Source organism: Psychrobacter sp. NZS113, assembly GCF_015864825.1.
Lineage (GTDB): Bacteria > Pseudomonadota > Gammaproteobacteria > Pseudomonadales > Moraxellaceae > Psychrobacter.
Map to the genome: position 1 here is coordinate 342,346 of NZ_JADYWL010000002.1, position 25,272 is coordinate 367,617.

19 protein-coding genes are annotated in these 25,272 nt (G+C 42.9%); 2 read left to right on the forward strand and 17 right to left on the reverse strand.

What is annotated here, in order from left to right; translation table 11 throughout:
* From I6E61_RS04195 to I6E61_RS04230, 8 genes are all read right to left on the reverse strand, one after another.
* The coding region (locus I6E61_RS04195; RefSeq protein ID WP_197130285.1) for an Ig-like domain-containing protein at positions 1-1,538 on the reverse strand (1,538 nt) is incomplete at its 3' end.
* Positions 1,539-1,622: 84 nt separating this feature from the next.
* On the reverse strand, positions 1,623-2,585 hold the full coding sequence (locus I6E61_RS04200; protein ID WP_197130288.1) for an OmpA family protein: 963 nt from the start codon (positions 2,583-2,585) through the stop codon (positions 1,623-1,625).
* 379 nt (positions 2,586-2,964) lie between these two features.
* A complete protein-coding gene (locus I6E61_RS04205; RefSeq protein WP_197130291.1) occupies positions 2,965-3,570 on the reverse strand; it encodes a bifunctional 2-polyprenyl-6-hydroxyphenol methylase/3-demethylubiquinol 3-O-methyltransferase UbiG in 606 nt (201 codons plus the stop codon).
* 152 nt (positions 3,571-3,722) lie between these two features.
* Positions 3,723-7,856 (reverse strand): ATP-dependent RNA helicase HrpA, encoded by a 4,134-nt coding sequence (gene hrpA / locus I6E61_RS04210; protein ID WP_197130770.1) that lies wholly within the window; start codon positions 7,854-7,856, stop codon positions 3,723-3,725.
* Between the two features lie 273 nt (positions 7,857-8,129).
* Positions 8,130-8,888, reverse strand: a complete 759-nt coding sequence (locus I6E61_RS04215) for a hypothetical protein (protein ID WP_197130294.1) — start codon at positions 8,886-8,888, stop codon at positions 8,130-8,132.
* A 70-nt stretch (positions 8,889-8,958) separates the two neighbouring features.
* On the reverse strand, positions 8,959-9,567 hold the full coding sequence (locus I6E61_RS04220) for a DUF1543 domain-containing protein (RefSeq protein WP_197130297.1): 609 nt from the start codon (positions 9,565-9,567) through the stop codon (positions 8,959-8,961).
* A gap of 168 nt (positions 9,568-9,735) precedes the next feature.
* The gene (locus I6E61_RS04225; protein WP_227685665.1) at positions 9,736-10,530 is read right to left on the reverse strand and encodes a metallophosphoesterase; all 795 of its coding nucleotides are present in this window, start codon (positions 10,528-10,530) and stop codon (positions 9,736-9,738) included.
* A gap of 117 nt (positions 10,531-10,647) precedes the next feature.
* Entirely contained in the window at positions 10,648-12,069 is a 1,422-nt protein-coding gene (locus I6E61_RS04230) for a DASS family sodium-coupled anion symporter (RefSeq protein WP_197130315.1), read from the reverse strand.
* A gap of 446 nt (positions 12,070-12,515) precedes the next feature.
* On the opposite strand from I6E61_RS04230, the gene I6E61_RS04235 reads away from it, so the two are divergent.
* Complete coding sequence (locus I6E61_RS04235) at positions 12,516-12,680, forward strand: hypothetical protein (RefSeq protein WP_197130318.1); 165 nt, start codon at positions 12,516-12,518, stop codon at positions 12,678-12,680.
* A 50-nt stretch (positions 12,681-12,730) separates the two neighbouring features.
* Here the strand turns inward: I6E61_RS04235 and I6E61_RS04240 are convergent, their stop codons facing one another.
* Both I6E61_RS04240 and I6E61_RS04245 read right to left on the reverse strand, forming a co-directional pair.
* A complete protein-coding gene (locus I6E61_RS04240; protein ID WP_197130321.1) occupies positions 12,731-13,420 on the reverse strand; it encodes a YoaK family protein in 690 nt (229 codons plus the stop codon).
* Positions 13,421-13,565: 145 nt separating this feature from the next.
* Positions 13,566-14,372 carry an enoyl-ACP reductase gene (locus I6E61_RS04245; RefSeq protein ID WP_197130324.1) on the reverse strand — a complete coding sequence of 269 codons (807 nt, stop codon included), beginning with the start codon at positions 14,370-14,372 and terminating at the stop codon, positions 13,566-13,568.
* A 342-nt stretch (positions 14,373-14,714) separates the two neighbouring features.
* On the opposite strand from I6E61_RS04245, the gene folE reads away from it, so the two are divergent.
* Positions 14,715-15,311: a GTP cyclohydrolase I FolE gene (gene folE / locus I6E61_RS04250; protein WP_227669216.1), complete on the forward strand. Its 597-nt coding sequence runs from the start codon at positions 14,715-14,717 to the stop codon at positions 15,309-15,311.
* A gap of 114 nt (positions 15,312-15,425) precedes the next feature.
* On the opposite strand, the gene msrB is transcribed toward folE, so the two are convergent.
* The 7 genes from msrB to I6E61_RS04285 all read right to left on the reverse strand — a co-directional run bounded on the left by msrB (position 15,426) and on the right by I6E61_RS04285 (position 25,045).
* Positions 15,426-16,646: a peptide-methionine (R)-S-oxide reductase MsrB gene (gene msrB, locus I6E61_RS04255; protein ID WP_197130342.1), complete on the reverse strand. Its 1,221-nt coding sequence runs from the start codon at positions 16,644-16,646 to the stop codon at positions 15,426-15,428.
* Between the two features lie 297 nt (positions 16,647-16,943).
* The gene (locus tag I6E61_RS04260; protein ID WP_197130345.1) at positions 16,944-18,263 is read right to left on the reverse strand and encodes an iron-containing alcohol dehydrogenase; all 1,320 of its coding nucleotides are present in this window, start codon (positions 18,261-18,263) and stop codon (positions 16,944-16,946) included.
* Positions 18,264-18,446: 183 nt separating this feature from the next.
* The gene (locus I6E61_RS04265; protein ID WP_197130348.1) at positions 18,447-20,117 is read right to left on the reverse strand and encodes an ABC transporter ATP-binding protein; all 1,671 of its coding nucleotides are present in this window, start codon (positions 20,115-20,117) and stop codon (positions 18,447-18,449) included.
* Position 20,118: 1 nt separating this feature from the next.
* Positions 20,119-21,150, reverse strand: coding sequence for an ABC transporter permease (locus I6E61_RS04270; RefSeq protein ID WP_197130776.1), 1,032 nt, complete (start codon positions 21,148-21,150; stop codon positions 20,119-20,121).
* Between the two features lie 50 nt (positions 21,151-21,200).
* Positions 21,201-22,271 carry a microcin C ABC transporter permease YejB gene (gene yejB, locus I6E61_RS04275; protein ID WP_197130351.1) on the reverse strand — a complete coding sequence of 357 codons (1,071 nt, stop codon included), beginning with the start codon at positions 22,269-22,271 and terminating at the stop codon, positions 21,201-21,203.
* A 58-nt stretch (positions 22,272-22,329) separates the two neighbouring features.
* Positions 22,330-23,109 carry a hydroxyacylglutathione hydrolase gene (gloB, locus tag I6E61_RS04280; protein WP_197130354.1) on the reverse strand — a complete coding sequence of 260 codons (780 nt, stop codon included), beginning with the start codon at positions 23,107-23,109 and terminating at the stop codon, positions 22,330-22,332.
* A 103-nt stretch (positions 23,110-23,212) separates the two neighbouring features.
* The gene (locus I6E61_RS04285) at positions 23,213-25,045 is read right to left on the reverse strand and encodes an extracellular solute-binding protein (RefSeq protein ID WP_197130357.1); all 1,833 of its coding nucleotides are present in this window, start codon (positions 25,043-25,045) and stop codon (positions 23,213-23,215) included.
* Positions 25,046-25,272: the final 227 nt, after the last annotated feature.

A 25,272-nucleotide genomic window follows, 5' to 3' on the forward strand; every position in this document is an offset into this window, starting at 1 on the left:
ACATCAGTGTCATTAGGCAGTACGTTGTCCGTTAAGGTGACGTCTTCATTGGTGGTTTTTACTTCTGGAGCGGCCACGGGCGCATCATTCACAGGGGTGACGGTGATGGTTTCTGTGGCGCTCACTTCTGTCGTGCCATCCGTGATGGTGTAGTCAAATTCGACTTCGCCATTAAAGTTGGCATCAGGCGTGAAGCTGATGACCCCTGCGGTATCTATGTTCACTACGCCGTTTGGTACGGCGATGCTTTGTGCCACACCTGGGGTTAGGACGGTGCCGTTGATCTCGGTGATGCTGAGGGTGTCGCCATCGAAGTCGCTGTCAGCGTTTAGTGGGTCTAGTACCACGGTACCGTCTTCTGCTACGGTATATGCGTCATCTTCGGCATTTGGGGCGGTTGGTGGATAGTCTACAGTGATGGTTGCTTGGTTTGATTTATTGCCTGTCAGATCAGAGACCACATAGCTCACCGGTGTCGGATCTTCGGTGAAGCCTGTTTCTGGGGTAAAGGTGACTGCGCCAGTTGTTGGGTCAACACTCCATACGCCTTCGCCTGCAACCGTTAAGCTGGTAACTTCAAGACCTGTGTCTGGGTTGATAAGCTTTACGCTGGTTGGGTCGATGTCGCCTTCAAGGTCGGTGTCATTGCTGAGCACGTCGATGACCACTGGTTGACCTAGCGTACCAGTTTGGATTTCATCTTCGGCATTTGGGGCGGTTGGTGGATAGTCTACAGTGATGGTTGCTTGGTTTGATTTATTGCCTGTCAGATCAGAGACCACATAGCTCACCGGTGTCGGATCTTCGGTGAAGCCTGTTTCTGGGGTAAAGGTGACTGCGCCAGTTGTTGGGTCAACACTCCATACGCCTTCGCCTGCAACCGTTAAGCTGGTAACTTCAAGACCTGTGTCTGGGTTGATAAGCTTTACGCTGGTTGGGTCGATGTCGCCTTCAAGGTCGGTGTCATTGCTGAGCACGTCGATGACCACTGGTTGACCTAGCGTACCAGTTTGGATTTCATCTTCGGCATTTGGGGCGCTATTATCGTCGTTAAAATCATTATTATCATTATCATCATTATTGTAGCTAGCAATTAAACCAACCAAGCCGATCCCTGCAGCAGCAGGAATCCACCAAGGAATAGCAGCGGCAATGTATTCTTCCCCACCCAAAGCTTGTCCTTCTACGTCACCATTTTCTAATTGCGTGACATAGTCATACGTTTCACCAGTATCTGGAATGTAGTAATAATACTCTCCATCTTCAGCGATGCCGACTAAAGCACTGTCTGGATTGTCATAGAATCCTTCTATGATGAGATCGCTATCTTCACCATTTTCTTCAAATGAGACATGTAAGTCACTTTTGATGCGTTTGGTAATGATGTGATTAGGTGCACGGTTAATCGCGGTATCATGAAACTCGTAATTGACTTTGTCTGTCGCTTGGATGACTGTTGGCATGCCATCTTGGGTAACCACTTCTATTTGGTTGACGGTCTTATGCACATCGTTCGTTTTTACGATTATAGTATTCATGTTGTTCCCTTCTCTTTTTAATTCAGTGATACCGCTTAGCATATCTAGTTAGGCAAATGTAATTGCCCGTGTGCTATATCCGTATTAGTTGTTTGGGCGTTCTTCAACTACTGCCACCACACGACGATTGAGCTGTCGGCCTTCTGCATTATCGTTATTGGCTCTGGGCTGAGACTCACCATAACCAATGGCAGTTAAGCGTTCAGGCGCAATCGAGAATTGTGTTATCAACACTTCTTTGACGGCGTTTACGCGGCGCTGCGATAAAGATTGGTTGTAGCTATCACTGCCGCGGCTGTCTGTATGGCCTTCGATGGTCACGACAGTATTAGGATATTTCGTCACGAATGCAGCCAATTCAGATATTTTGTCATAGTATTCAGGGCGTACTATAGATTTGTCTGTCTCAAACAAGACTTCAAGGTCAATGGTTACTTTTTCAGCGAGTACAGGTACTGTTGGTTGCGCGATAGGTGGCGGTGTTACGACAGGCGCTGGGCAGTTGGGCACCACTCGGCTGATTTGATGTGTCTGATAGCGTTTGGTATCTAAGAGTGGTAAGGCACTTTCAGGGGTTATTTGATCAAGCGTACTTTTACCTGTATTGTCCATATCCACATAGAAGAAGTAGGTTTGACCTCCTACCAGCTGATAGTCTTTTTTGTCTGCTAGTAAGTTGTTGTCTTTAAAACCAGTAGCATGCGCACTAATTTGATTGGTACCAACGCAAGAGTTGACGACGGTATAGTTACCAGGATGCAAACTGACTTGAAATCTGTTGTTGATGGCCACATTGGCACTGGTTTGTTCTACGTCATCATCATTTTTGCGGATAAAGACCAGTCTCGTTTCATCGGCATCAACGTTGGTGGTCAAGATTTTTTGGAAGTCGGTATCAGCTTGGTTATTCCATGTCACATTACCCACTCGGCGGCTATCACCTTCATTATCAACACTATTGTGACCAGTCATGGCACAAGCTGACAGACTCAATAAAATGGTTGGCAATACGATAGCCGCTGTCATATTCTTGAATACTCTTTCCATGGTACATTCCTAATTTATCAATAATTTGTGGGTAACTTTTCTGAGTTATTTCTAATAATATACTATGTTTGCGATATAAATTTAAATAGAGACCATTTTTTATAAATATGTTTATTCAAAATAAGTATACCTGTATATATATTTTTGTTAAAAAAAATGCACATAATTTATGTGCAATTAGTTTACTAATCATATACAGCTCCGATATATTTAGTATATCTCAATATTCATGATTCGTCATGTGTTGAGAATAAACTTTAGTGCATTTTATTAATGAAGCTACTCGTACCCTAAACCTTATACATCCTAGCTTGAAGAGAATTTTTCTTAATGAGGCTTGATAATTGTTACAATTATCTGTTACCTGATTCTCACCTTTTTACTTGCTATCCTTTTTACCGACAAATTGTACAACAGCACTAAGTCCTTGATGACGCTTCCCCTCTGACACTATACGCAGCTTTTCGACGCCAATGATTTCTGTAAGCCCTGGGAGTTCACCCTGAAAATAATGTAATGATCCAAAACGCTCTATTTGACTCGCAGGTGGCCCTCCGATAGCATCTGTCTCAAGCTGGTCTTTGGTATAAGCTTCGACGATAAACACACCATTTGGCTTTAGTGCAGTCGCAATCTGTGCATGTATATAGTGACGTAACGCGTCAGGTACGTGTGCCCAAATAGAGACAATGGCATCCCATTTATTCGTACCGAACGGGTAATCAGCCAAATCAGCCACTTGAGTTGTGATTGTCACCCCTCTGTCTTTTGCTAATTGTGTCGCTTTTATCAGACCCACTTCGGACATATCCATCGCAGTAACGTTATAGCCTTGCTCGGCTAAGAAAACTGCATTTCTACCCTCACCCTCTGCCAGACATAATACGTGCCCGCCTGTGGGAATCTGCTCAAACGTTTCTCTCAAAAAATCATTAGGCTCTTTACCAAATGCAAATTCTGTGCCGCTATAGTGTTCGTCCCACATATTTATCATCCTTTTTGTTTGAAACTGTCTCTTACTTTAGTAGCATTTTGCATAAGATAGGCATAGAGTGCCAGTAAAATACTCTGTATTAAATCAGCGGCTTAAAACCAATCACACTACTAAATTTGGAAAATCTATGATTTTCTAGCTTTCTAACCCACCTTATCCCACATCTTACTAAGACGCTTAGGCGATACTGCCATACGGGTCTTCATTGGCTGGGCAAATAGCTGAATACGATACTCCTCCACCATCCAGCGATAGTCACTAATTGAGTCTTTATCCGCACGCCCTGCTAGTCGCTCCATGTGTAAATCTAGCGCATATACGCCATCAAGATCTGCATCTAGATTATACTCAAGGCGTTCAAGACGAATCTCTAACGCTTCTAGGTAGCGTGGATACTGCTGCCAATGACTATAATCCATGCGATAGACAAAATCAGCCAGATGTAAATCTTCTAATTGATCTTCGATATCTTCGATAGACTCACCGAATATCTCTCGATCTAGCATCAATAATCCTTGGCGAATACGCTGCCATCGGGTATAGACATTTTTGAGGGTTTTGATGACGCTTTGACCAGTCAATAAGAAATTACCAGCCACCACTTCTAAGGTTTTCTCATACTCTTCCGAGGTAAAAGGCAACTCCTCAGCAAGCGCCACAGCGATATCGTCTGCATTTTCAGGCAAGTCTGTACTGTGATCAAATAATATATAATGCTCTTCAAGCGCTGCATCTAAGGCCGCATCGATGACAATCGTCTTAAGCTTTTCCATATCACCAAGTGGCGCAAAGGCCAACTTAAAGATACTGTCAACTTGACTAGTGAGCTGCTTTTTCTTTGCGCCAAGCTTACCTTTTACTAAGGTCAACACCCCGATGCGATGCGCCTGTAGTGCTGCATTGACATCCGTATATTGATGAATCGATACCGCTTCGCCTGCTTCATCAGCGACCAAAGCCGCAAACTGCTTCATCACCACGCCTGCACTATGATGGTTTTTGCTAAAGGCAAAATGTTCAGGGAACTCAGTATGTGCCCCTTGCTGCTCATTAACTGCTTGACGGGTTTCACTGGCATGTCGAATCTGCAACGTTTGCAGGTCGCGACCTTTTTCGATAATACGGTTTTTATCATCGACCACACAGATTTGTGGCTGTAAGTAGCGGTCAATCGTAGACGGATTAAATTTATCTGGTGTCACTGACATAATACCGCGACGATTCAACGCTTGGCAGAGCTGCTTCAGTAGTCCTTGTCCACCAGCGGGTTGCAACTCGTCAAACAAGCCATCAGCTGTATCAGGAATAGGTACTATCTGACGGCGGATATCTTTGGGTAATGACTTAAGTAATTGCAACACTAGCTCATAGCGCCAACCAGGAACGCCCCACAATAGCTCGATAGCATCAAGCTGCGGCAACGCGACAAGTGGTACGCGAATGGTCACACCATCATCATCACTTGCTGGGTCAAAGATATAACGTAGCGGTAGTTTTAAATCACCCAACTTCCATACTTCTGGGAAGTCTCCCGTGGTCGGTGCTTGGCTATTGAGTACGTCATCATCGGTAAAGAATAAATGCTTAGTGTCCGTTTTTTCGACTTCAGCACGCCAGTCTTCAAAAGATTTACGACTGGCAATATGCTCAGGAATTTTTTTATCATAAAACTGGTACAGCGACTCTTCATCGACCAACAAATCACGACGACGTAACTTATCTTCAATGCGTTCGATGTCTGCAATTTTATCCATATTGTGCTGTAAAAATGGCGCTTGACGACCCAAATTGCCAGTGACCAGACCATCACGGATAAAGATTTCACGTGACTCACTTAGATTGACTTGCTCATAATTGGTCAGCTGCTTACTGATAATAATCAAACCAAATAGACTAATCTGTGCATAGGCTTTGACGCGACCTGTCTTCTTCGACCAATGCGGCTCAAAGTAGTGATACTTCAACAAGTCACCAGCAGCTGAGATAATCCATTCCGGTTCAATCTTGGCCACCGTACGCATAAAGACCTGAGAGGTTTCTACCACCTCAAACGCCATCACCCATGGTGGTATCTGCTTAAACACCGTGCTGGCTGGAAATATTTTGGCTTTTTGTTGGCGGGCGGCGAGATATTCGCCACGATTTTCAGTTTTGTGAGCGATAGTAGATAACAGACCTGTCATCAACGCACGATGCAGGTTTGCGTACTTAACTGCCTTGAGCTCTTCATCTTCAATCGCTGTAGGATCACTAGTAGCAATTTCTAGCGCCTTGCCTTTAGCAGCAGCTTTGGCATCATTGACATCAGTAAGCTTCAAATCAGTGACCATTTGCACCAGTTGACGATGCGTCTGATGCCACTCTCGTACACGTGGAAAGCTCAGATAATTTTTCTTAGTAAACTGCTTGCGCTGATTACCAGACAGCTTATTGCCATCTTCGTCCTTTTCAAATAGCGCCTTCCATAAGCTCAAATAAAAGAGAAAGTCAGAGTCATCTTGGCGAAACTCAGCATGCTTTTGATCCGCTTGCTGACGTTTATTAACAGGACGCTCGCGTGGGTCCTGAACTGCAAGTGCGGCGACAACGATGAGCATTTCACGAATACAATCAAAGTCAGAACCAGCCACCAACATACGTGCCAGCCTTGGATCGATTGGCATACGTGCCATCTTTTGACCAGTAGCTGTCAAAGCGAGATGATCAAGACCTTTTTTTGGTTTTGGCTTATTGGTTTTATTCGCAGAAGTGGCTTCAGTTTTAGAAGTAATCGCTCCTAGCTCGTCGAGCAATTTATGCCCGTCCGTGACCAATCGACTATCAGGTGACTCGATAAACGCAAAATCATCGACACTACCTAAGCGCAGATTGGCCATCTGTAAGATGACTGATGCCAAGTTAGTGCGTAGAATCTCAGGTTCAGTGAACTCTGGACGACCGCTAAAGTCTTCTTCACTATATAGACGAATACAAACACCCGGCGCAACTCGACCACAACGACCTTTACGCTGATTCGCTGCCGCTTGTGAAATCGCTTCAATAGGCAAACGTTGTACACGTGAGCGGTAGGAATAACGAGAGATTCTCGCAAAGCCCAAATCAATGACATAGCGAATACCGGGTACAGTCAGCGCTGTCTCAGCCACGTTGGTAGCGATAACGATACGTCGACCACGACCTGATGGCTGAAAAATACGCTGCTGCTCTTCGTACGTCTGCCGCGCAAACAGAGGCAACACTTCGGTGTGCTTAGGCCCATGACGCTCTAAGACCTCTTGTGTCTCACGAATCTCGGCTTCCGTCGCGGCAAATATCAAGATATCTGCCTGATCAGCATGTCCTTTGCTTTGTGCATCACTAAAGCACTCTTCTACTGCAGCAACGATGGCACGTGGCAAGTTCTCTTCAAAGTCATCATAGCTATCATCATCGGAGCTCGTCACAGGCTCATCAGTGAGTGGACGATAACGAACCTCTACCGGAAAGCTTCGACCTTCAACATTGAAGATTGGCGCCGGCACTTTACGTTTAAGTTTGGCATCGTAATGACTAAAGTACTCACTAAAGCGCTTGGTATCTAACGTCGCTGAAGTAATAATGACTTTTAAATCAGGGCGTTTGGGTAGCATCTTTTTCAGATAACCCATAATAAAATCGATATTTAAGCTACGCTCATGCGCTTCATCGATAATAATTGTATCGTACTTACTCAAAAACCGATCATGACCCAGTTCAGCCAACAAGATACCATCCGTCATGAGCTTCACAACGGATTGCGCCGATCCTTGCTCATTAAAACGAATTTTAAAACTTATGGTATTCCCTAAGGGTTCACCCAATTCCTCTGCAATACGGTTTGCCACACTTCTCGCTGCTAGACGCCTCGGTTGCGTATGCCCTATCTGCCCTTTAATACCACGCCCTGCCAGCATCGCAAGCTTCGGTAACTGCGTTGTTTTACCAGAACCTGTTTCACCTGCGACGATAATGACTTGATTATCGATGATGGCTTGAATCAAATCATCAGCACGTTGACTCACGGGCAGATCAAGGTTTAGCTTGGCTGGCAAGTCTGCAGGAATGCTATCCATACGTGCCTGTACTGCTTCCTGAGATCGAGTTTTTATTTTGTCGTATTGCTCGCGTTTTTTCGTTAGCGCATTATTGGCTTTGTCGTTATTCTCTTTTTTACTCGACACAACAGCACGTGCCAACTCTCGCTCTAGACGCGTTAAGTAATAGCTGTCTTTGGCGAGTACTGGTAAATCAGCAGCCATATGAGATTGAGCAACTGCTTTATCATTGCTCGGTATGGCACTGTTTGGTGCGGTATTTAAATTTTCGTGATTTGTATCATCACTTTCTTTATTCGGATTAATGGTGCTGTTGATTTGACGAGTAGCATCTTTGTTAGATGCTTGTGTGGTATTCTCAGAATTATTGGGCATATATACTTAGGCTATTTATTATTTAAAAGTGTTTAGATTATGGGGGTAATTTGAGTGTGATTCAAGTTGGTTCTGATGTTTGGTCGGTAACCAAAAAGGCTGTTACTGATTTTCAAAGCGCTCATTCAAAATATTTCTAAGCTCATCAGTCATAGGCTTAAATTTAAAATGTTCTGGCTCCATTTGAGCAATGAAAGGATACTGATCATTTTCAATCGAGTTATTCTCACAAGAAAAATGATTCATCTCCTGACCAGTGATGGCATTAATAATATAAAAAGAGGTATCGCTATCTTCAAACTGTGTCAAATTATAGTAATTATTCGGATCCCGCATAACGAGATTAGTACCATTAGAAAGAGTCGTATAATAGGCATCTTCAGTAGCTTGCTGTGCTTCTAGCTTTAAAGGGTTACCTTGGGTGGCGAAATAATACTTGAGCATATAACCAATATCGCTATTAATCACATCCAAACGTAAATGCTCACCGTCTTCTGTGACACATTGATATATTATAAAGGGCTCATACACACGTGGATTGGTGGTCGTGTTTTCATCTTTCACACTCTCCCATTCCATGCCCATAATAGGTGCATCTAACATGACACCTCCCTCTTCCATCAATTTATAACCTATCGGTACGTCTTGATCATGTACCATAGATTGAGAGCTGGATAACTCACTGTTATCTTCTATAGCATTTTCAGCCTCGTTACTTGATACTCCTGTAGTGTCATCAGATTTTTCTGGTTCATTCTTATTATTCCAAAACGCTACAGCCACTAGAACAACGAACAGTCCTATTCCAATGCCAATACCTGCAATAACCCACTTGAAAAATCCTTTTATGAAATTTTGCAAATCTGCTCGCCCTATTCTATTTTTATGAATGAGTCATTTATTTAATCAGCTTGTTAATCATACTTATTAATTATAACGCCAAATTTTTCAAATTCTTTATACTCAAATAGCCAACATATTCTTTATCTGCTAAATCCTCATCTATTGCTTTATCGACAAAATCGATGGGCTCAATCACTAACTGAAGGTCTGATATCAGATCATTCACGTTATATATATCGTCTATATCTACTTCAAACTTATCATCAATATGTGAAGCAGCATCAAAAGGAGAGCTACTGTCTTTAAAAGTAAACTGCTGATAGAACGCACTCTGTTTTGCTTGTTTAATAGCACCTGCTTGATTGGGGGCAACGATGAGTAACTTATAATGAAACTCTTCAAAACTGCCCTGCTGGTATCCGCCGAGATTAATGAAAAATAGCTTTAGGTTTTTACTATGGTCTGTTTGATTGTCAATTTTATTACTGGGCTCAACCAATTTAATAGCATGACCATCAACGTTGGTAACCGCACGATACGAGTCAATGTGCCATTTGTTTTTTACTTCTGGCCAATGCTCATTGACATCTGTAATTAATTCACTCACCTGATTGGCCACACCAAAGAAAATATCGTGCTGCTCAATCAAGCGACCTTTGGGCCGAGCGCCCAGTTGAATCATATATAGGGTTGGCATAAGTAATTGCCTTATATAGTCATTCCACTATAAAAGTATGACAGCGTTAACCTTGCTTGAAGTATTTAATATACATCTACACTCGGTTGCCTTGTACTACTTTTAAATTGAATCGACTATAGTTAAAGTTATGGGGTAGATTCTTAAATAAATAATGTCATACCAAGCTTACAACACACGTCCCGTCCTCAGTGCAAATGCCCAATCTTCACGACCATTCTTTGAAGCTAATTGAGCAGCAGCCTCATAATCATAAGGCACCTTAATATGCTCTGCTTGCCAGCGTTTCCCCTGCTCGGTATCAACACATCTAATAATTGCATAACTTGCATGAGGAGAATAGGTCTGCATTCTATGGACATTAGGTAAGTCATCTTCATAGGCGGGATAACCAACGCTACCAGTATTGATAACCATTTGATCGGTCGATAGCTTTACCGTACGCGGGATATGCGTGTGACCACATACGACAACGGCACTATCAATACCATTGAGTAATGCCAGAATATCTGCATCGCTACGTACTCTCGGTTGACCTGTATCTATATTTTCTAACAGATATATCATGTCATCCGTCGGCGACCCATGACATAGATAAACGTCTTTGCTTAAATGGCAATCAAAAGGTAAGTTTTGCATCCACTCAATAGCCGACTTAGGCAAGTCTTCGATAATAAAATCTAGCGTTGGATTGCTCTCAATATCTGCCGCTGTCGCCTCATATATCTGCCTATCTTGATTACCACAAATAGTAATAATATCGTCTCGATAGGTCGTCAGCAGCTCATAAGTTGCTTTCGGCGCAATCGGACCATACAAAATATCACCAAGATTGACGATTTGTTCTACATCACGATGTTTTATATCTGCTAGAACTGCTTCTAGAGCAAAGACATTGCTATGAATGTCTGACATTGCAGCGATGGTACTGATATGCTTACTATTTAAATGCTTCATATTCATGATTTCGTCTTCCAGCTAAGGTTAGGTCTAGATAGCCATAATAGAAAATAAAAAACCCGATGTTTAAGAGTAACTTAAAGCATCGGGCTTAATTTTATGACCATACTATTTGCTAAGCTATAGTAAGAAGAAATACGCCCATAGCCCCACCACAAGAGTGGCAATAATATTTAGAATAATACCGGTACGAATCATCTCTGTCTGCTTAATGAGTCCCGTACCAAACACAATAGCATTCGGTGGCGTCGCAACTGGTAGCATAAAGGCACATGATGCACCAATACCAATGACCAATACTAGCACTTCATGTGGCAAGCCCATCTGCTCTGCAATAGCCGCAAATACTGGCACCAACAATGCGGCAGATGCCGTATTAGATGCGAACTCGGTTAAGAAGATAATGAATGCAGATACCGCAATCATCACCACAACCAGTGGTGCAGAAGACAATGCATTAGCGACCGTTTCACCTAGTACTAGAGACGCACCTGATACTTTCAACACGGTCGATAGCGCAATACCGCCACCGAACAGCATGAGTACACCCCAGTCAGTATTGTCAGATACTTGCTTCCACGATACCAGTCCTAAGCTCACCACTGCTGCTGCCGCTGATAAAGCGATAATGGCATCTGTATCAGTAACATCTAGTGCTTCACCAATTTGTTTGGAAAATATCCAACTCAACGCGGTAACAAGGAAGACAATAATCGTCACCACACGTGGTTTATTCCAAGCAATAGGCTCATCTTCTACTATCACGATTTTACGATTTAGATTGGGTTTGAGGTATACATACATCGCACCTAATAATAGTGGCAATAGCACCAACATCATAGGTATACCGAACTTCATCCAGTCAATAAAGGCGATATCCAGTGCCTTTGCTGCGATAGCATTAGGTGGCGAACCAACGATAGTACCCAAACCACCCAGACTTGCCGAATAAGCAATACCTAATAGTACAAATACAAATGTACCGCGATCTTTCTCACGATCGACCTGTGTCAATATACCAAGCGCTAACGGTAGCATCATCGCCGCAGTGGCTGTATTCGATATCCACATTGACAAAAATGCTGTTACGCCAAAGATCAAAAACACAGCGGTATTTAACTTACCACCTGACATCGATAAAATCTTTAATGCGATTTTTTTGTCCAACTGCTGCACATGCAAGGCTGCTGCCAAAGCAAAACCACCAAAGAACAAATAAATCGTCGGACTAGCAAAACTCTCTAAACCGATTTTGGCATCGAAATCTGGTATACCAATCAGTGCACCCACGACCACGACCAATAGCGCAGTAATGGTAACGTGTACCGCTTCCGTTAACCACAGCACGCCAATGAAAAACAATAAGGCAAGACCTTTATTGGCATTGATATCGAACGGTAACACATTATAAATAATCATAGCGATAATCGCCGCAATAGCGACGACTATCAAACCTTTACCGGTACCCTTTGGAAAGGTATCGGTAAATAAATACTCATTACCATCATTAGGTAGATGGCTGTCTAGTTTTTGCTCTGACATAAAACGTCCTTATTTCCTCAAAGACAGTGTGAATACACCCTCTGTATAAACGGCATTATAGTATTGACTTTGTCATTAACCCAAAAAATACGTGGCTATCATAGCAGATATATGACAGAAAAATTAATTGACAAATCACTTAATAAATTCACTCTAGAACATCCTTTTAACCATCTTTAATGCTGACATATTTATTACCAATAAGTGCCATCTTAATTTTGGTGTCATTATGCCTTTTATCCATGCACTAGAAATAGAAATACACTATCCAAAGCCTATATGATATCTGGTTACATATATTCACTAAACAAGTGTACACTGTATATATACAAGAGTATAGCTGTCTCTCATACTGACTGTTAATCCAAATAATAATAGACATTGTTAAAGTCTATTTCTATTAGAGATTTATACTGGAAATACATAAAAATAAATAGGAGTACTTTATGACAGACGCAAATAAAACTGACTCAACCACTAAAATGGCACCGAAAGACATCAATCAAGACGGTCTAGCCAAAAAAGACCAGCAACGTACCGATGACTCTGCATTAGATATGATGCAAGGTATGCATGAACATGAAAACCACAGCGAAGAAAACGATAAATAAATTACCGTTTTATGTTTAACGCAAAAAAGAATAGGCGCTTATCATTATGATTAGTGCCTTTTTTGTCTTGGCTCTCTCTTTTCTGGCAAATGATCTGATGCATAGTTATATATAAATGCCGCCGTCAATACGATGGTGATGGGCACCAACAACGCACCATAGCCTACTTTGGCATACAAAAATGCCCCGACGACACTACCACCGCAGAAGCAGTACCAAATAATAGCCTGAAAACCTAGTGTCGGCTTGCTGATTGAGCGACCTGCTAACCAATTACCAATCGCTGCGCCCATATCTGATGTCAAGCCTGTGAGATGAGTCGTACGAATGACGGCACCACTATAAGTAGCGACCATCGCATTCTGCAATCCACAAGCCATCGCTGCGGCTAACTGTCCTAGATAATCATGTTGTTGATACAACCAATAGCTAATCAACAGCAGTGACGCTTCGATATATAGTGCTCGCCCATAACGTTTGCCTAGCTTTAAAGGTGCTTGTCCAATCACGAAACCACTCAAGATCGCACCCGCTAAAAAAGACAGCAGCAGCGCACCAATATACAAAATACTGTGCACATCTAAATAAGCAATCGCTGATGCAAACAAACTCACATTACCAGTGACATGCGAAACTGACAAATTAGCAAAGCCCATCAATGCAGCAGTATTGACACAGCCCGCACTAAAGGCAAGCACTGCTCCACCCCATAAAATCCACTTTGGTAGTTTAGTTATCATATTTACTGCCTGAAGGCTAACTTAAAAATAGCCCCTAGTATAAACCAAAAAAGGCAGCCAATTGGCTGCCTTCCTTATTTCTTAAATGCTGTTTTTTTAACAATGTTATTATTTATCTAAGAATGCTCTTGATTATCTAAGACAGTTACTTTGGTTCGTCCAACATCATTAACTGCTCGCTAATAGCAACGGTATTAAAACCAGCATCAACAAACATAATCTCTCCAGTAATACCGGATGCCCACGGAGATAGTAAGAACAATGCAGCATTACCTACTTCTGTCTGGGTAATGTTACGCTGTAGTGGGGCAATTTTTTCGCTGATATCAAGCATTTTACGGAATGATTTGATGCCACTAGCAGCAAGCGTACGGATAGGACCTGCTGAAATCGCATTAACACGGATACCTTCACCGCCCATAGAAGTCGCAAGATAGCGAACACTGGCTTCAAGGCTGGCTTTTGCCATGCCCATGACATTGTAGTTCGGTAATACTGAAATGCTACCTTCATAAGTCAACGTCAGCATAGAACCATGACGCATGGCTAATAATGCACGAGCTTCTTTAGCCAATGCAACAAAGCTATAGCTTGAGATATCATGCGCAATATGACTGCCTTCACGAGTGGTCGCGTTGACAAAGTCACCATCTAGCTGATCCATTGGTGCAAAGCCAATTGCATGTACCACACCGTCAATACCATCACCCCAATGAGCAGTCACTTGCTCAAAGCAAGCAGCAATAGACTCGTCAGATGCTACGTCGCACTCTAATACCAAATCTGCTTCGAATTTTTCTGCGGCCATATCCACACGTTTTTTTATCTTATCGTTTGGATAAGTCAAAATCAGTGAGGCACCCTCACGGTGTAGTGCTTCTGCGATTGCCCAAGCGATAGAGAGTTTACTTGCGATGCCCGTTACGACAAATCTTTGTCCTTGAAGTAGCATAGTATTTCCTTTTGAATCGATCAAATTTATTGACATTAAAAAATTATTTAGAGTTGTTATATATGACAAATAGCCAGTGATAATTAAACACAAATGATAGGTGAACTATTATACACGAATTAATTTAAGTAAACAGTCGTAAACTAGATTTGCCTACAATGGCGTCTAATATTGATTAAACATTGAACTACGAACCACAGCAGTATGAAGTTAAGCAGATTTCAAGTATAATCACAGCCCTTCCCAGCTTGCACAATTTTTATAAAAATCCTTTATAACCGTTATTTATAACCAAGGATTTAGCGTTAAGCTACACCCACATTTTGGATGGCTGCCAAACTTATGAGTAACACCCCCACAATAACATTAGATTACCTAGAAAGCGCTGAGTCATATCGTCAATTAATCGGCTCAACTGGCGAAGACTTACAGCGCCCTGGTCTTGAAGAAACGCCCATGCGTGCAGCAAAGGCTTTTGCCCATTTAACCCAAGGCTATCATCAGAACTTAGATGAGGTCGTCAATGACGCACTTTTCCCATCAAGCAATCGTGAGCTAGTATTGGTACAAAACATTGAGTTTTATTCATTGTGCGAACATCATATGTTGCCGTTTCATGGTATCGCACATGTCGGCTATTTACCTAACGGACAAGTCTTGGGCTTATCAAAATTTGCCCGTATCGTTGATATGTTTGCCCGTCGTTTACAAGTTCAAGAGAACCTAAGCGAACAAATAGCACAAACTATTATGGAAGTCACTGGTTGCCGCGGCGTCGCTGTCGTGATGGATGCCGCACATATGTGTATGATGATGCGTGGTGTAGGTAAACAGCATTCCACTACACGTACGATGTCGATGTTAGGCGAGTTTGTCCATGATAATCAAGCCCGTACGGAATTTTTGAGCGCGATACCTAAGCGTCAACCTGCTTTTTGATTATTAAAATAAATAGTCATTAAAGATATAATCATTAAATATAGAGTCATTAAATATTCAAAAATAAGAAAAGGACGCCTATGCGTCCTTTTCTTATTTTAGTTCTGCTAAAACTTAAGAAGCGATTGGTTTTACGTCATCAATCCAATCACCGTAACCTTCTTTTTCCATATCCGCTAATGGTACAAAACGCAGTGCTGCTGAGTTCATACAGTAGCGCTTGCCTGTTGGTGCAGGACCATCATCAAATACGTGACCAACATGAGAGTCAGCATAGCGACTACGTATCTCAGTACGAACGGAGAATATACCGCGATCTTCTTTTTCAACGACCATATCTGTACTCAATGGACGAGTAAAGCTTGGCCAGCCTGTTCCAGACTTATATTTATCACGAGAAGAGTACAGCGGCTCACCGGATACGACATCGACATATAGACCAGGCGCTTTATTATCCCAGTATTCATTATCAAAAGCGCGCTCAGTGCCCTCTTCTTGAGTCACTTTATACTGAATATCACTGAGGGATTTCTTTAATTCACTCTTGGCAGGCTTTACAAAGGTCTTTGAATTAAAACCAGTAGTAGCCACTGCAGTAGTTGAAGGTGTGGTTGATGTATTTACTTTTACACTACCGGCCGCTGGTTTAAACTGGCTAAAATCCAACTCATAGTTTTTTCCATATACGCTCTCGATAAACTGGTAACGACCAGAGTTGAAGGTATACGCTTTATAACGAAGTGGGTTCTTTTTATAGTAATCTTGATGATATTCTTCTGCTGGGTAAAAGGTGCTGGCAGGCACGATTTCTATCACCACTGGTTTGTCATAAACGCCAGAGTCTTGCAACGCTTTTTTCGCCGCTTCTGCGGTTTGCCTTTCTTGTTGGTTGTTATAAAAAATAGCAGGTCGATACTGGGTACCACGATCTACATACTGGCCGTCAGCATCGGTTGGATCAGCGATACGCCATAATGCCTGTACTATGCCATTGTACGTTATTTTCGTCGGATCATAATACACTTGCGCCGCTTCAGTATGACCGGTGCCACCTGCTGATACCTGACTATAAGTTGGGTTCTGAGTCTCACCACCTGTATAACCTGATACCACTTCCACAACACCAGGTATCTTTTCATAACCCGCTTCTACACACCAAAAACAGCCGCCAGCGACTGTCGCCACTGCCAGATTAGGATCTGTAGGCGCATAAGGGTTACCAGTGGTTGGTGGTGTAGTCTTAGCAGTATTTTCAGTGGCAGCACAGCCAACAAAAAAAGTACTGCTCGCCGCCACAACCATAGCAGCGACCTTGGTGTTTAGTTTGAGGTTCATTAGAGTATCCTAAAAATAATGTTATGGAGTGAGGCTACACAGTTATCATAACCCTTGTGTGTCACTGAAATACACCTAATTTGTTATAAAAATTTAACGTAGCTTAAAAACTCTATATTTAAACTGAACAGTCATCGTTTAATGTTTATGACTTAAGCTGCTTTATAAGTTTATAACTTTATACTTTTTAGATAGGGGCTTTTGAGGGTCTATAAGCTAAAGTCGTACAGCGTAATATAAAAAAAGAGCACACTACATTGGTTGTAGCGTGCTCTTCTTACACCGTGAGAATATATCTTAGGCTACTTTAATACTTTCTTTTTTGTCACTAATACATTGATCACTTGCCTGCTTTATCTTCGTTAAGATATCTTTTATTTCAGATGCTGTTAGGTAAAGTGGTACTGCATAAGTATCACTGACTTCTTTTGCAGCGGCTTTAGCAATATTATCAAAATCACTGGTTTGTAAGCCATCAACAGTGGGATCGATATTTAAGTCTGTAATTAGCTCACGTACTTGAGCGATTAGATGATCGGTTATCGCACTATCAATACTGTCACTTTCAGCTGCTTGCTCCGTTTTCACCATGCCTGTTTTTCTAGCCAATGCCGCCAGTCTTTTTTGGCTTACTTGACGGTTCACGTCCAAAACATAAGGCAATACAATAGCATTTGCACGACCATGAGGAATACGATAATACGCCCCTAATTGATGAGCAATCGCATGCACATAGCCGAGGCCCGCTTTATTAAAGGCGATACCACCATAGTGAGCCGCTACACCCATCGCTTCTCTTGCTTTTAGGTCGCCACCATCTTTATAGACTATCGGTAAGTAATGCATAACAGACTTGACCGCAGAGGCCGCATAATAGTCGGTCTCTACGCTAGCGTTCACACTCATCCATGCCTCTAACGCATGTGTCAATACATCGATACCCGTATCAGCGGTAATATGAGCTGGCATGCCTTTCATAATAACTGGATCAATCGCGGCTGCTAATGGCACCATTCTAGGATCAATAGAAAGTGCTTTTTGATGCGTCTTGTCATCAGACACTACTGCGCCAAGCGTGGCTTCCGAGCCAGTACCAGCCGTCGTAGGCACACAGTACAATGGGATGGCTGGTTTCCTTGCTTTAAGAATACCAATGAGTTGCTTAGGTTCGCAGCGATTACCCTGCGACATCGCCATCATTTTGGCAGCATCAATGACCGAACCGCCACCGATGGCGATGATTGCATCGCACTTTGCTGCTATAGACTGGCTTAGACCTTCTTCGATGACCGTAAAAGTAGGATCTGGCGTAACACCATCATAGACATGATAGCTGATATTTTTTTCTTCTAAATATTCAGTGATTTTCGCAGGTATACCAAGTTTATTTAATACCGCATCAGTGACAATAAAGACATTGGTGCTGCCTTCATTGATGAGCATATCACACAGCTCGTGACAGGAAGACTCACCGACGAACAGCATTGGTCTTCTGATAGGTATCACATAAGAGACAGCTTTAAGCACTTTGGCACGAGTCTTAGCAACGGCGACATACCCTGCATGTTGCAACCCAATACTACCTACTAATTTAGAAATACTATTTTGCTTCTTCATGGGCAAACAATCCTTTTAATAATACCAAAATAGCAATAAATACCATTTTAATCAGCGACTAAAAGCTATATTTACGCTAAAAAATCACTTTCTAACCGTAGTTTACCACTGCTATCTATATGATATCGCTATTAATATGAACTGCTACAGTCAATTCCATTTAGGTAGGATGTGTTGTCACGACTAAGTGCTACTCGCCTGTAGTAAACGCCTGACATACAGATGTTGTGGGTTATGAAAAATATCTTCAGTACTCCCCGACTCTATACATGTACCGTCTTTTAATACCATGATTTTTTGGCATAGCGCCTGCACGACTTTTAGGTCATGGCTGATAAATACATAGCTGATTTGCAGTTTTTGTTGAATCTCACGTAGCAGGTTAACCACTGTCACCTGCGTGGTACTGTCGAGCGCGGAAGTCGGCTCATCCAATATTAATAGACTTGGCTGCATGATAAGCGCGCGTGCGAGTGCCACACGTTGTCGCTGACCACCAGACAACTCATGCGGATAACGCTGCGCAAACTCAGCTGATAAATGTACAGTAGCCAAACTATCAATGACTGCCTGCTGACGGGTGGCCTTATCGACACCTTGGACGAGCAATCCTTCTTCAACGATTTGCATCACTGTCATACGAGGATTGATACTGGCAAATGGGTCTTGAAATACCATCTGAATCTGCGAGCGAAAAGTGCGCAGTTCACGTTTCGATAATGCTGAAATATCTTGCTCATTGACGACTATCTGTCCACTAACACGCGCCGTGTTACCAAGTAACTGACTTAAAGCAAGCGCTGTCGTCGTTTTGCCAGAGCCGGACTCACCCACGATACCCAATGCCTGTCCTTTATGCAGCGTTATATCTAGACTTTTAACAGCCTCAAACCAACGCTTGGTACCGCCAAATAGACTTTTTTCTATTGGGAACTGTACTTGTAGCGTATTTACTTGCAGTACCGTTGACTGCTCATTTTTATTATCATCCAATATAATCAACGCTTGACCAAAATCCTGCTGGATAAGCGTACGGGTATACTCTGCTTTAGGCTGATTGAATACAGCGGCCGTTTGTCCTTGCTCAATCGTTTTTCCTTGGCGCATGACAATGACATCATCACTATAACGTCTGACCAAATTGAGGTCATGACTGATAAGCACCATCGCCATATTATGCTGACGCTTTAGATCATCTAACAGCTCAAGAATCTCATGTTGCAACGTCACATCGAGTGCCGTCGTCGGCTCATCAGCGATTAAAATATCAGGCTGCTGCGCCAATGCCATCGCAATCATGACGCGCTGACGCTGACCACCTGATAGCTCATGTGGATAGCGATTCAGCTTATCAGCAGGATCGGTAATATTGACATCATCTAGCAAGGCGATACTTTGTTCGCGCCATTGCTTTTTAGGGATGCCACTTAAACGCAGTGACTCAGAAATTTGTTTAGCGACTGTATGTAGAGGATTGAGTGCGGTCATTGGTTCTTGAAATACCATGCCGATACGCTGCCCACGTATAGCCCGTAATGCCGTGTTCCGCCCTTTACCATTAGCTATCGGTAAGGTTGTCATACCTGCTGAATCTGCCAGCTGAACCTTACCTGTAACGGTTAAGCTATCTGGTAATAATCCCAATAGCGCGAGACTGGCTATTGATTTACCAGAACCTGACTCACCAACGATAGCTAGGGTTTGCCCTTGCGTCAGCTCATAAGACAACTCATCAACCAAAGCCACGCACCCATCGGTATGAATACTGAGCTTATCTACCGACAGTATGACTGTGTTTGTTGCCTGACCATCATTTTCATTTAATCGGTTATTTTTAGCAGTCGTCATTGTCATATTAAGAGCGCCTCGGATCAAACGCATCACGCAGTGCTTCGCCAACGAAGATGAGTAGCGATAAAATAAAGGTCAAACTGAAGAACCCAGATAAGGCCAGCCACGGTGCATCCAGATTATTTTTGCCTTGTACCATCAGCTCACCAAGCGATGGTGAGCCCGGCGGTAAACCGTACCCTAAGAAGTCTAGTGCTGTTAAGGCAATAATATTCGCCGTTAAAATAAAGGGCAATTGAGATAAACTTGAGGCCAAAGCATTCGGCAAAATATGTCTCAGCATAATCTGACTGTCCGAAACACCAAGATTACGAGCAGCTCGGACATAGTCAAAGTTACGCGCGCGCAAAAACTCTGCCCGTACCAAACCCACCAGACCCATCCAGCCAAACAATAGCATCAGGGCAAACAGCATGGTGATACTTGGACTGAATAAACTGACCAAAATAATAATCATAAACAGCTGAGGCATCCCGCCCCACACTTCCATAAAACGCTGCCCGATTAAATCAACCCAGCCACCGTAATAGCCTTGGATGGCACCAACGATAATACCAATCAATGCGCCTGCAAGTGTCAATGCCAAGCCAAACAATAAAGACACCCGTAGCCCATAAAGTATGCGCGCCAGTACATCACGGCCCAAATCATCCGTACCAAGCCAGTTTTGGGCGTTGGGTGCTGCTGGATAAGGGATGCCTAGTTCTACGTTAGGTGTCTGATCAGCAAAAGGAATGAGCGGCATAATATAAAAGCCCTGCTCATCAATCAATGCTTGCACCGCAGGATCTTTGTAATTGGTTTCGGTTTCGAACACACCACCAAAAGTCGTTTCAGGATAAGCCTTTGCGACAGGGAAGTAATAGTCACCTTGATACTGCACCAGTAACGGTTTGTCATTCGCAATCACATTGGCTGCCATACAAATGGTAAATATCAGCGCAAAAACAAATAGCGAGATAACACCAAGACGATTTTGGCGAAAACGGTTTAGGCGTGCCTGCCAGATAGGATTTAGCCGATGTTTTTTTGGCATAGAAACAGGAGATTCAGATGAGGGTGTTGAAGGTGATGGATGACTTGACATTAGCGCCCCTCAAAATCAATACGGGGATCAATTAGGTGATAACTTAAATCGCTGATTAATTGTAATAACAAACCCACCAAGGTAAAGATAAATAACGTACCAAATATCACGGGGTAATCACGCTGCTGAATGGCTTCAAACCCGAGCAAGCCTAGGCCATCTAATTTGAAGATAATCTCAATCAGAAAGTTACCAGCAAAGAAAATGCCAACGATAGCGGCTGGAATGCCGGCAATGATAATCAACATAGCATTACGGAAAACATGCCCGTATAAGACTTGCCGCTCTCCTAAACCTTTGGCACGAGCGGTAAGCACGTATTGCTTGCCTAACTCTTCTAAAAAGCTAAATTTGGTCAAATAGGTCAAGCCAGCAAACCCGCCAACCGTACTTGCTAAGAGTGGCAACGCCAAATGCCAAAAGTAATCTTTTACTTTGCCAAGGGCGCTTAGTTGGTCAAAGTTCTCAGAGGTTAGCCCTTGTAGTGGAAAGATATTCCAGTAGCTGCCACCAGCAAAGAAAACCAGTAGTATGACGGCAAATACAAAGACGGGTATCGCATGACCGATAGCGAGCAGCATAGCCGTTGCTTTATCAATCCCAGAACCATGATGCATGGCTTTATAGACCCCTAGTGGAATCGCGATCATATAAATCAGCAGCGTACTCCATAGACCAAGCGAGATTGATACTGGCAGCTTCTCTACAATAAGATCGGTTACCGTCTGACCTTTAAAAAATGACTCACCAAAATCTAGCTGAGCATAATTCTTTAGCATCAGCCAAAAGCGCTCGGGTGCTGATTTGTCAAAACCGTATTGCGCATTAATCGCTGCCACCATCTCTTCAGATAAACCGCGTGTACCTTGATACGTGCTGTTATTGCTACCTGCACTGCCCGCACCAATATTACCAGCTAATGCATTTTCTTTTGCACCTTGTTCAATAAGCGCAAGCTGCTGCTCAACAGGACCGCCGGGGGCTGCTTGTACAATGACAAAGTTTGCGAGCAATATTAAAAATAGCGTCGGTAATATCAACAGTAATCTTTTTAAGATATAACGACCCATAACAGCAGCTTCCTAACATAACAAACATGACGATAGAGAAAACGAGCGGTGAACGCAGTTAGAAGTTATTTTTCAGCTCGCGTAAAGCAGCAAATACAGTCAAAGACTTATCATCGTTGATGCTTACTTTAGCCTTCACGCCTGCTATCACACTTGACTCTTGTGTACGTAAGAATACATTGACCATACGCTCATGCTCTAGGGTCACAGGTAATGTCGGCATACCCTGTGCGGTTTGCGCTTCTGCTTGTGTTAATGCTTGCTGCATTGCCTCATTAGCAGGCTCAATTGATAATCCAAAACGTAAGTTGCTGGCCGTATATTCATGCGCAGGATACAGTAGCGTCTCAGCAGGTAAGCCATTCAAACGCTTAAAGCTGTCATGCAATTGCTCGATTGTTCCGGTGAAGACGCGGCCGCACCCTGCACTAAATAGCGTGTCACCACAAAAGCAATGCTTGCGACTATCGATATCTAAAATATAGGCCACATGGCTAGCTGTATGACCAGACACATCCCAAACCTGTGCTGAGCAGCCCCATGCACTTACCGTACTACCATCTTTGATGGTTTGATCTTCATCCACATTATGCTCAGTATGCGCCACTAGGTGCGTCATCGGATAAGACTCTTGTAGCGCTGCGACGCCGCCGATGTGATCATGATGATGATGCGTGGTCCAAATAGACGTCAGTTCTAGATTGTTTTCTTCTAGGTAGGCAACGACAGGCTCAGCCTGACCTGGATCAATGACAATCGCTTGCTTATTGTTTTCATTAATCAATGTCCAGATATAATTGTCATTGAACGCTTTAATCGGGTGAATACGAATACTCATGGTAAATCCTTACGAATAGTTATCTCTGTTGCTTAATTTTTACCAGATGTTTTTGTGAAACGCTTTAACATTCAAAATTGTTAGCTTTTACCATTTCAAACAGCTACTGTTTTAAATAGGTATTAACACGATCTTCTGCTGCCTTGTCCGTCCACCAGTAGTCAATGCCGACAGCATTGGTAGGCAGTTTTTCAGTATGGCGGTATTGATTCCAGTAGGCGACATTGGTGCCCGACTTTCCATATAATGGCACTAAATAATGACCAGCACGTAACAAGCGGTCAAGCACTTGGGTATATAACACAATCTCTTCACGGTTCTTAGCGCGACCCAACTTGTCTATGACATCGTCGATTGCCACGTTTTTAATACCAGCTGTATTTCTATTACCCGCTTGATCGGCTGCCGCACTACCCCAAAAGCTTGCTTGCTCAGCGCCAGGTGATAAGCTCTGCGCAAATACATCCACCACCATATCATAATCAAAATTGCGCATACGCTCATAATATTGCGGGCCATCGACTTGACGCAAGGTCGTATCAAACCCTAAACGCTTCAAGTTGCGAATGTATGGCAACAGCACTCGTCCCATGGTTTCGCCTGTCATCAAAATCTCAATTTGAGCAAGCTGTCCATCAGGTTGATACAGCTTCATATCCGCATAATAGAAACCCGCATCTAGCAATAGCTGACGTGCCTCTAATAGCCCTTGACGATTAAAACCGCTACCATCAGTAGTAGGTAACTGCCAGTCTGCCAATACCGCCTGACGTTGTATTGGTTCAAGCATGGATAACAAAGGAGTTAGCACCTGCATCTCAGCAGTCGAAGGCGTATCCGTTGCGGCAAGCTCAGAGCCATGAAAGAAGCTCTGTAAGCGCTCATATTGCCCATGAAATAAGGTTTTATTCATCCATTCAAAGTCATAAGCTGCCGTCAATGCCTGACGAACACGAATATCTTGAAAGATTGGCCGACGCATATTCATCACCAGACCTTGCATAGGTACTGGATTTTGACTGCTTATCGTCTCTTTGTTAATTAGCTTCGCTTTTACTGCGGGGAAATTATAACCCGTTGCCCAATTGGACGCTTTGTTCTCAGGGCGGAATCGATATTGGCCAGATTTAAACCCTTCAAACGCAATCTCATCACTTTGATAATACACAAACTTAATCATATCAAAGTTATAACGACCACGATTGACCATCAAATCACGTCCCCAATAATTGGCATCGCGTATATAGCTGACCGCTCGTCCTGCATCTACACGTCCGAGCTTATAAGGACCACTGCCCATCAATGGCGTTAGACTAATCTTCTCAAAATCAGCATCGATAGAGGATTTGGCAAAGATAGGAAACTGCCCAACCGTTAATAAGATTTCTTTATTCTCATCAGACGCAAAGACAAACTTCACTCGTTGCTTATCCAGAACTTGAACGTCCTTAATATCACCTAAATAGCTGCGAATGTACATCGGCCCTTTGTTCAATATCGCATCATAAGTGGCTTTGACATCATCGCTAGTGACTGGCGACCCATCCCAAAATCGTGCAGCAGGATTGATATGATAAATAATCCAACTGGTATCGTCAGGATCATACGTCACCTTGCTTGCCAGCTGCGGATACATCGTAAAGGCTTCATTTAATGAGCCAGTCATCAGGGTATCATACAGATAGTCGGTACCAGCCATTGCCACACCAGTGGTCATCCATTTATTGGCAGCATTAAAAGTGCCGCGCGCATCAAGCGAGAGCGTGCCGCCTGTCGGTGCATTTGGATTGGCATAAGGCATGAATGGTGCGTCAATATAGTTGGTAGGACTGTTATGACCAAGCGCAGTCGTGGTGATTGGCGCTGCGATACTGACAGGTATACAGCTCACTGCGGCAATTAGCATTATGGCTTTTAGCATGGTGTTTTTTATCATAATAAAGTTATAACAAGCCCTTTTGCCAAACCGATGAATATATTTAGAATTTAACTAGTGACTGCATGCTAATTGAAAACTCGCTAAGCATGATAAGTTGCACAAAATTTATCATAACAAACTTCAGTTTTTTAACCTAATGGTTTGCAATGCAAAGTATGTAGTATTACAAACCATTTATCTATCCACCCATCTATCCACCAAGCAAACATGCTGATTTTAGACAA

Bases quoted from the DNA above. Each gene is read 5' to 3' on its own strand.
- I6E61_RS04230 (WP_197130315.1), bottom strand. From the start codon at position 12,069: ATGTCAGAGCAAAAACTAGACAGCCATCTACCTAATGATGGTAATGAG.
- I6E61_RS04260 (WP_197130345.1), bottom strand. From the start codon at position 18,263: ATGAAGAAGCAAAATAGTATTTCTAAATTAGTAGGTAGTATTGGGTTG.
- I6E61_RS04235 (WP_197130318.1), top strand. From the start codon at position 12,516: ATGACAGACGCAAATAAAACTGACTCAACCACTAAAATGGCACCGAAA.
- I6E61_RS04265 (WP_197130348.1), bottom strand. From the start codon at position 20,117: ATGACAATGACGACTGCTAAAAATAACCGATTAAATGAAAATGATGGT.
- I6E61_RS04220 (WP_197130297.1), bottom strand. From the start codon at position 9,567: ATGCCAACCCTATATATGATTCAACTGGGCGCTCGGCCCAAAGGTCGC.
- I6E61_RS04225 (WP_227685665.1), bottom strand. From the start codon at position 10,530: ATGAATATGAAGCATTTAAATAGTAAGCATATCAGTACCATCGCTGCA.
- I6E61_RS04205 (WP_197130291.1), bottom strand. From the start codon at position 3,570: ATGTGGGACGAACACTATAGCGGCACAGAATTTGCATTTGGTAAAGAG.
- I6E61_RS04245 (WP_197130324.1), bottom strand. From the start codon at position 14,372: ATGCTACTTCAAGGACAAAGATTTGTCGTAACGGGCATCGCAAGTAAA.
- gloB (WP_197130354.1), bottom strand. From the start codon at position 23,109: ATGAGTATTCGTATTCACCCGATTAAAGCGTTCAATGACAATTATATC.
- I6E61_RS04270 (WP_197130776.1), bottom strand. From the start codon at position 21,150: ATGCCAAAAAAACATCGGCTAAATCCTATCTGGCAGGCACGCCTAAAC.
- msrB (WP_197130342.1), bottom strand. From the start codon at position 16,646: ATGAACCTCAAACTAAACACCAAGGTCGCTGCTATGGTTGTGGCGGCG.
- yejB (WP_197130351.1), bottom strand. From the start codon at position 22,271: ATGGGTCGTTATATCTTAAAAAGATTACTGTTGATATTACCGACGCTA.
- folE (WP_227669216.1), top strand. From the start codon at position 14,715: ATGAGTAACACCCCCACAATAACATTAGATTACCTAGAAAGCGCTGAG.
- I6E61_RS04200 (WP_197130288.1), bottom strand. From the start codon at position 2,585: ATGGAAAGAGTATTCAAGAATATGACAGCGGCTATCGTATTGCCAACC.
- hrpA (WP_197130770.1), bottom strand. From the start codon at position 7,856: ATGGCTGCTGATTTACCAGTACTCGCCAAAGACAGCTATTACTTAACG.
- I6E61_RS04240 (WP_197130321.1), bottom strand. From the start codon at position 13,420: ATGATAACTAAACTACCAAAGTGGATTTTATGGGGTGGAGCAGTGCTT.
- I6E61_RS04285 (WP_197130357.1), bottom strand. From the start codon at position 25,045: ATGATAAAAAACACCATGCTAAAAGCCATAATGCTAATTGCCGCAGTG.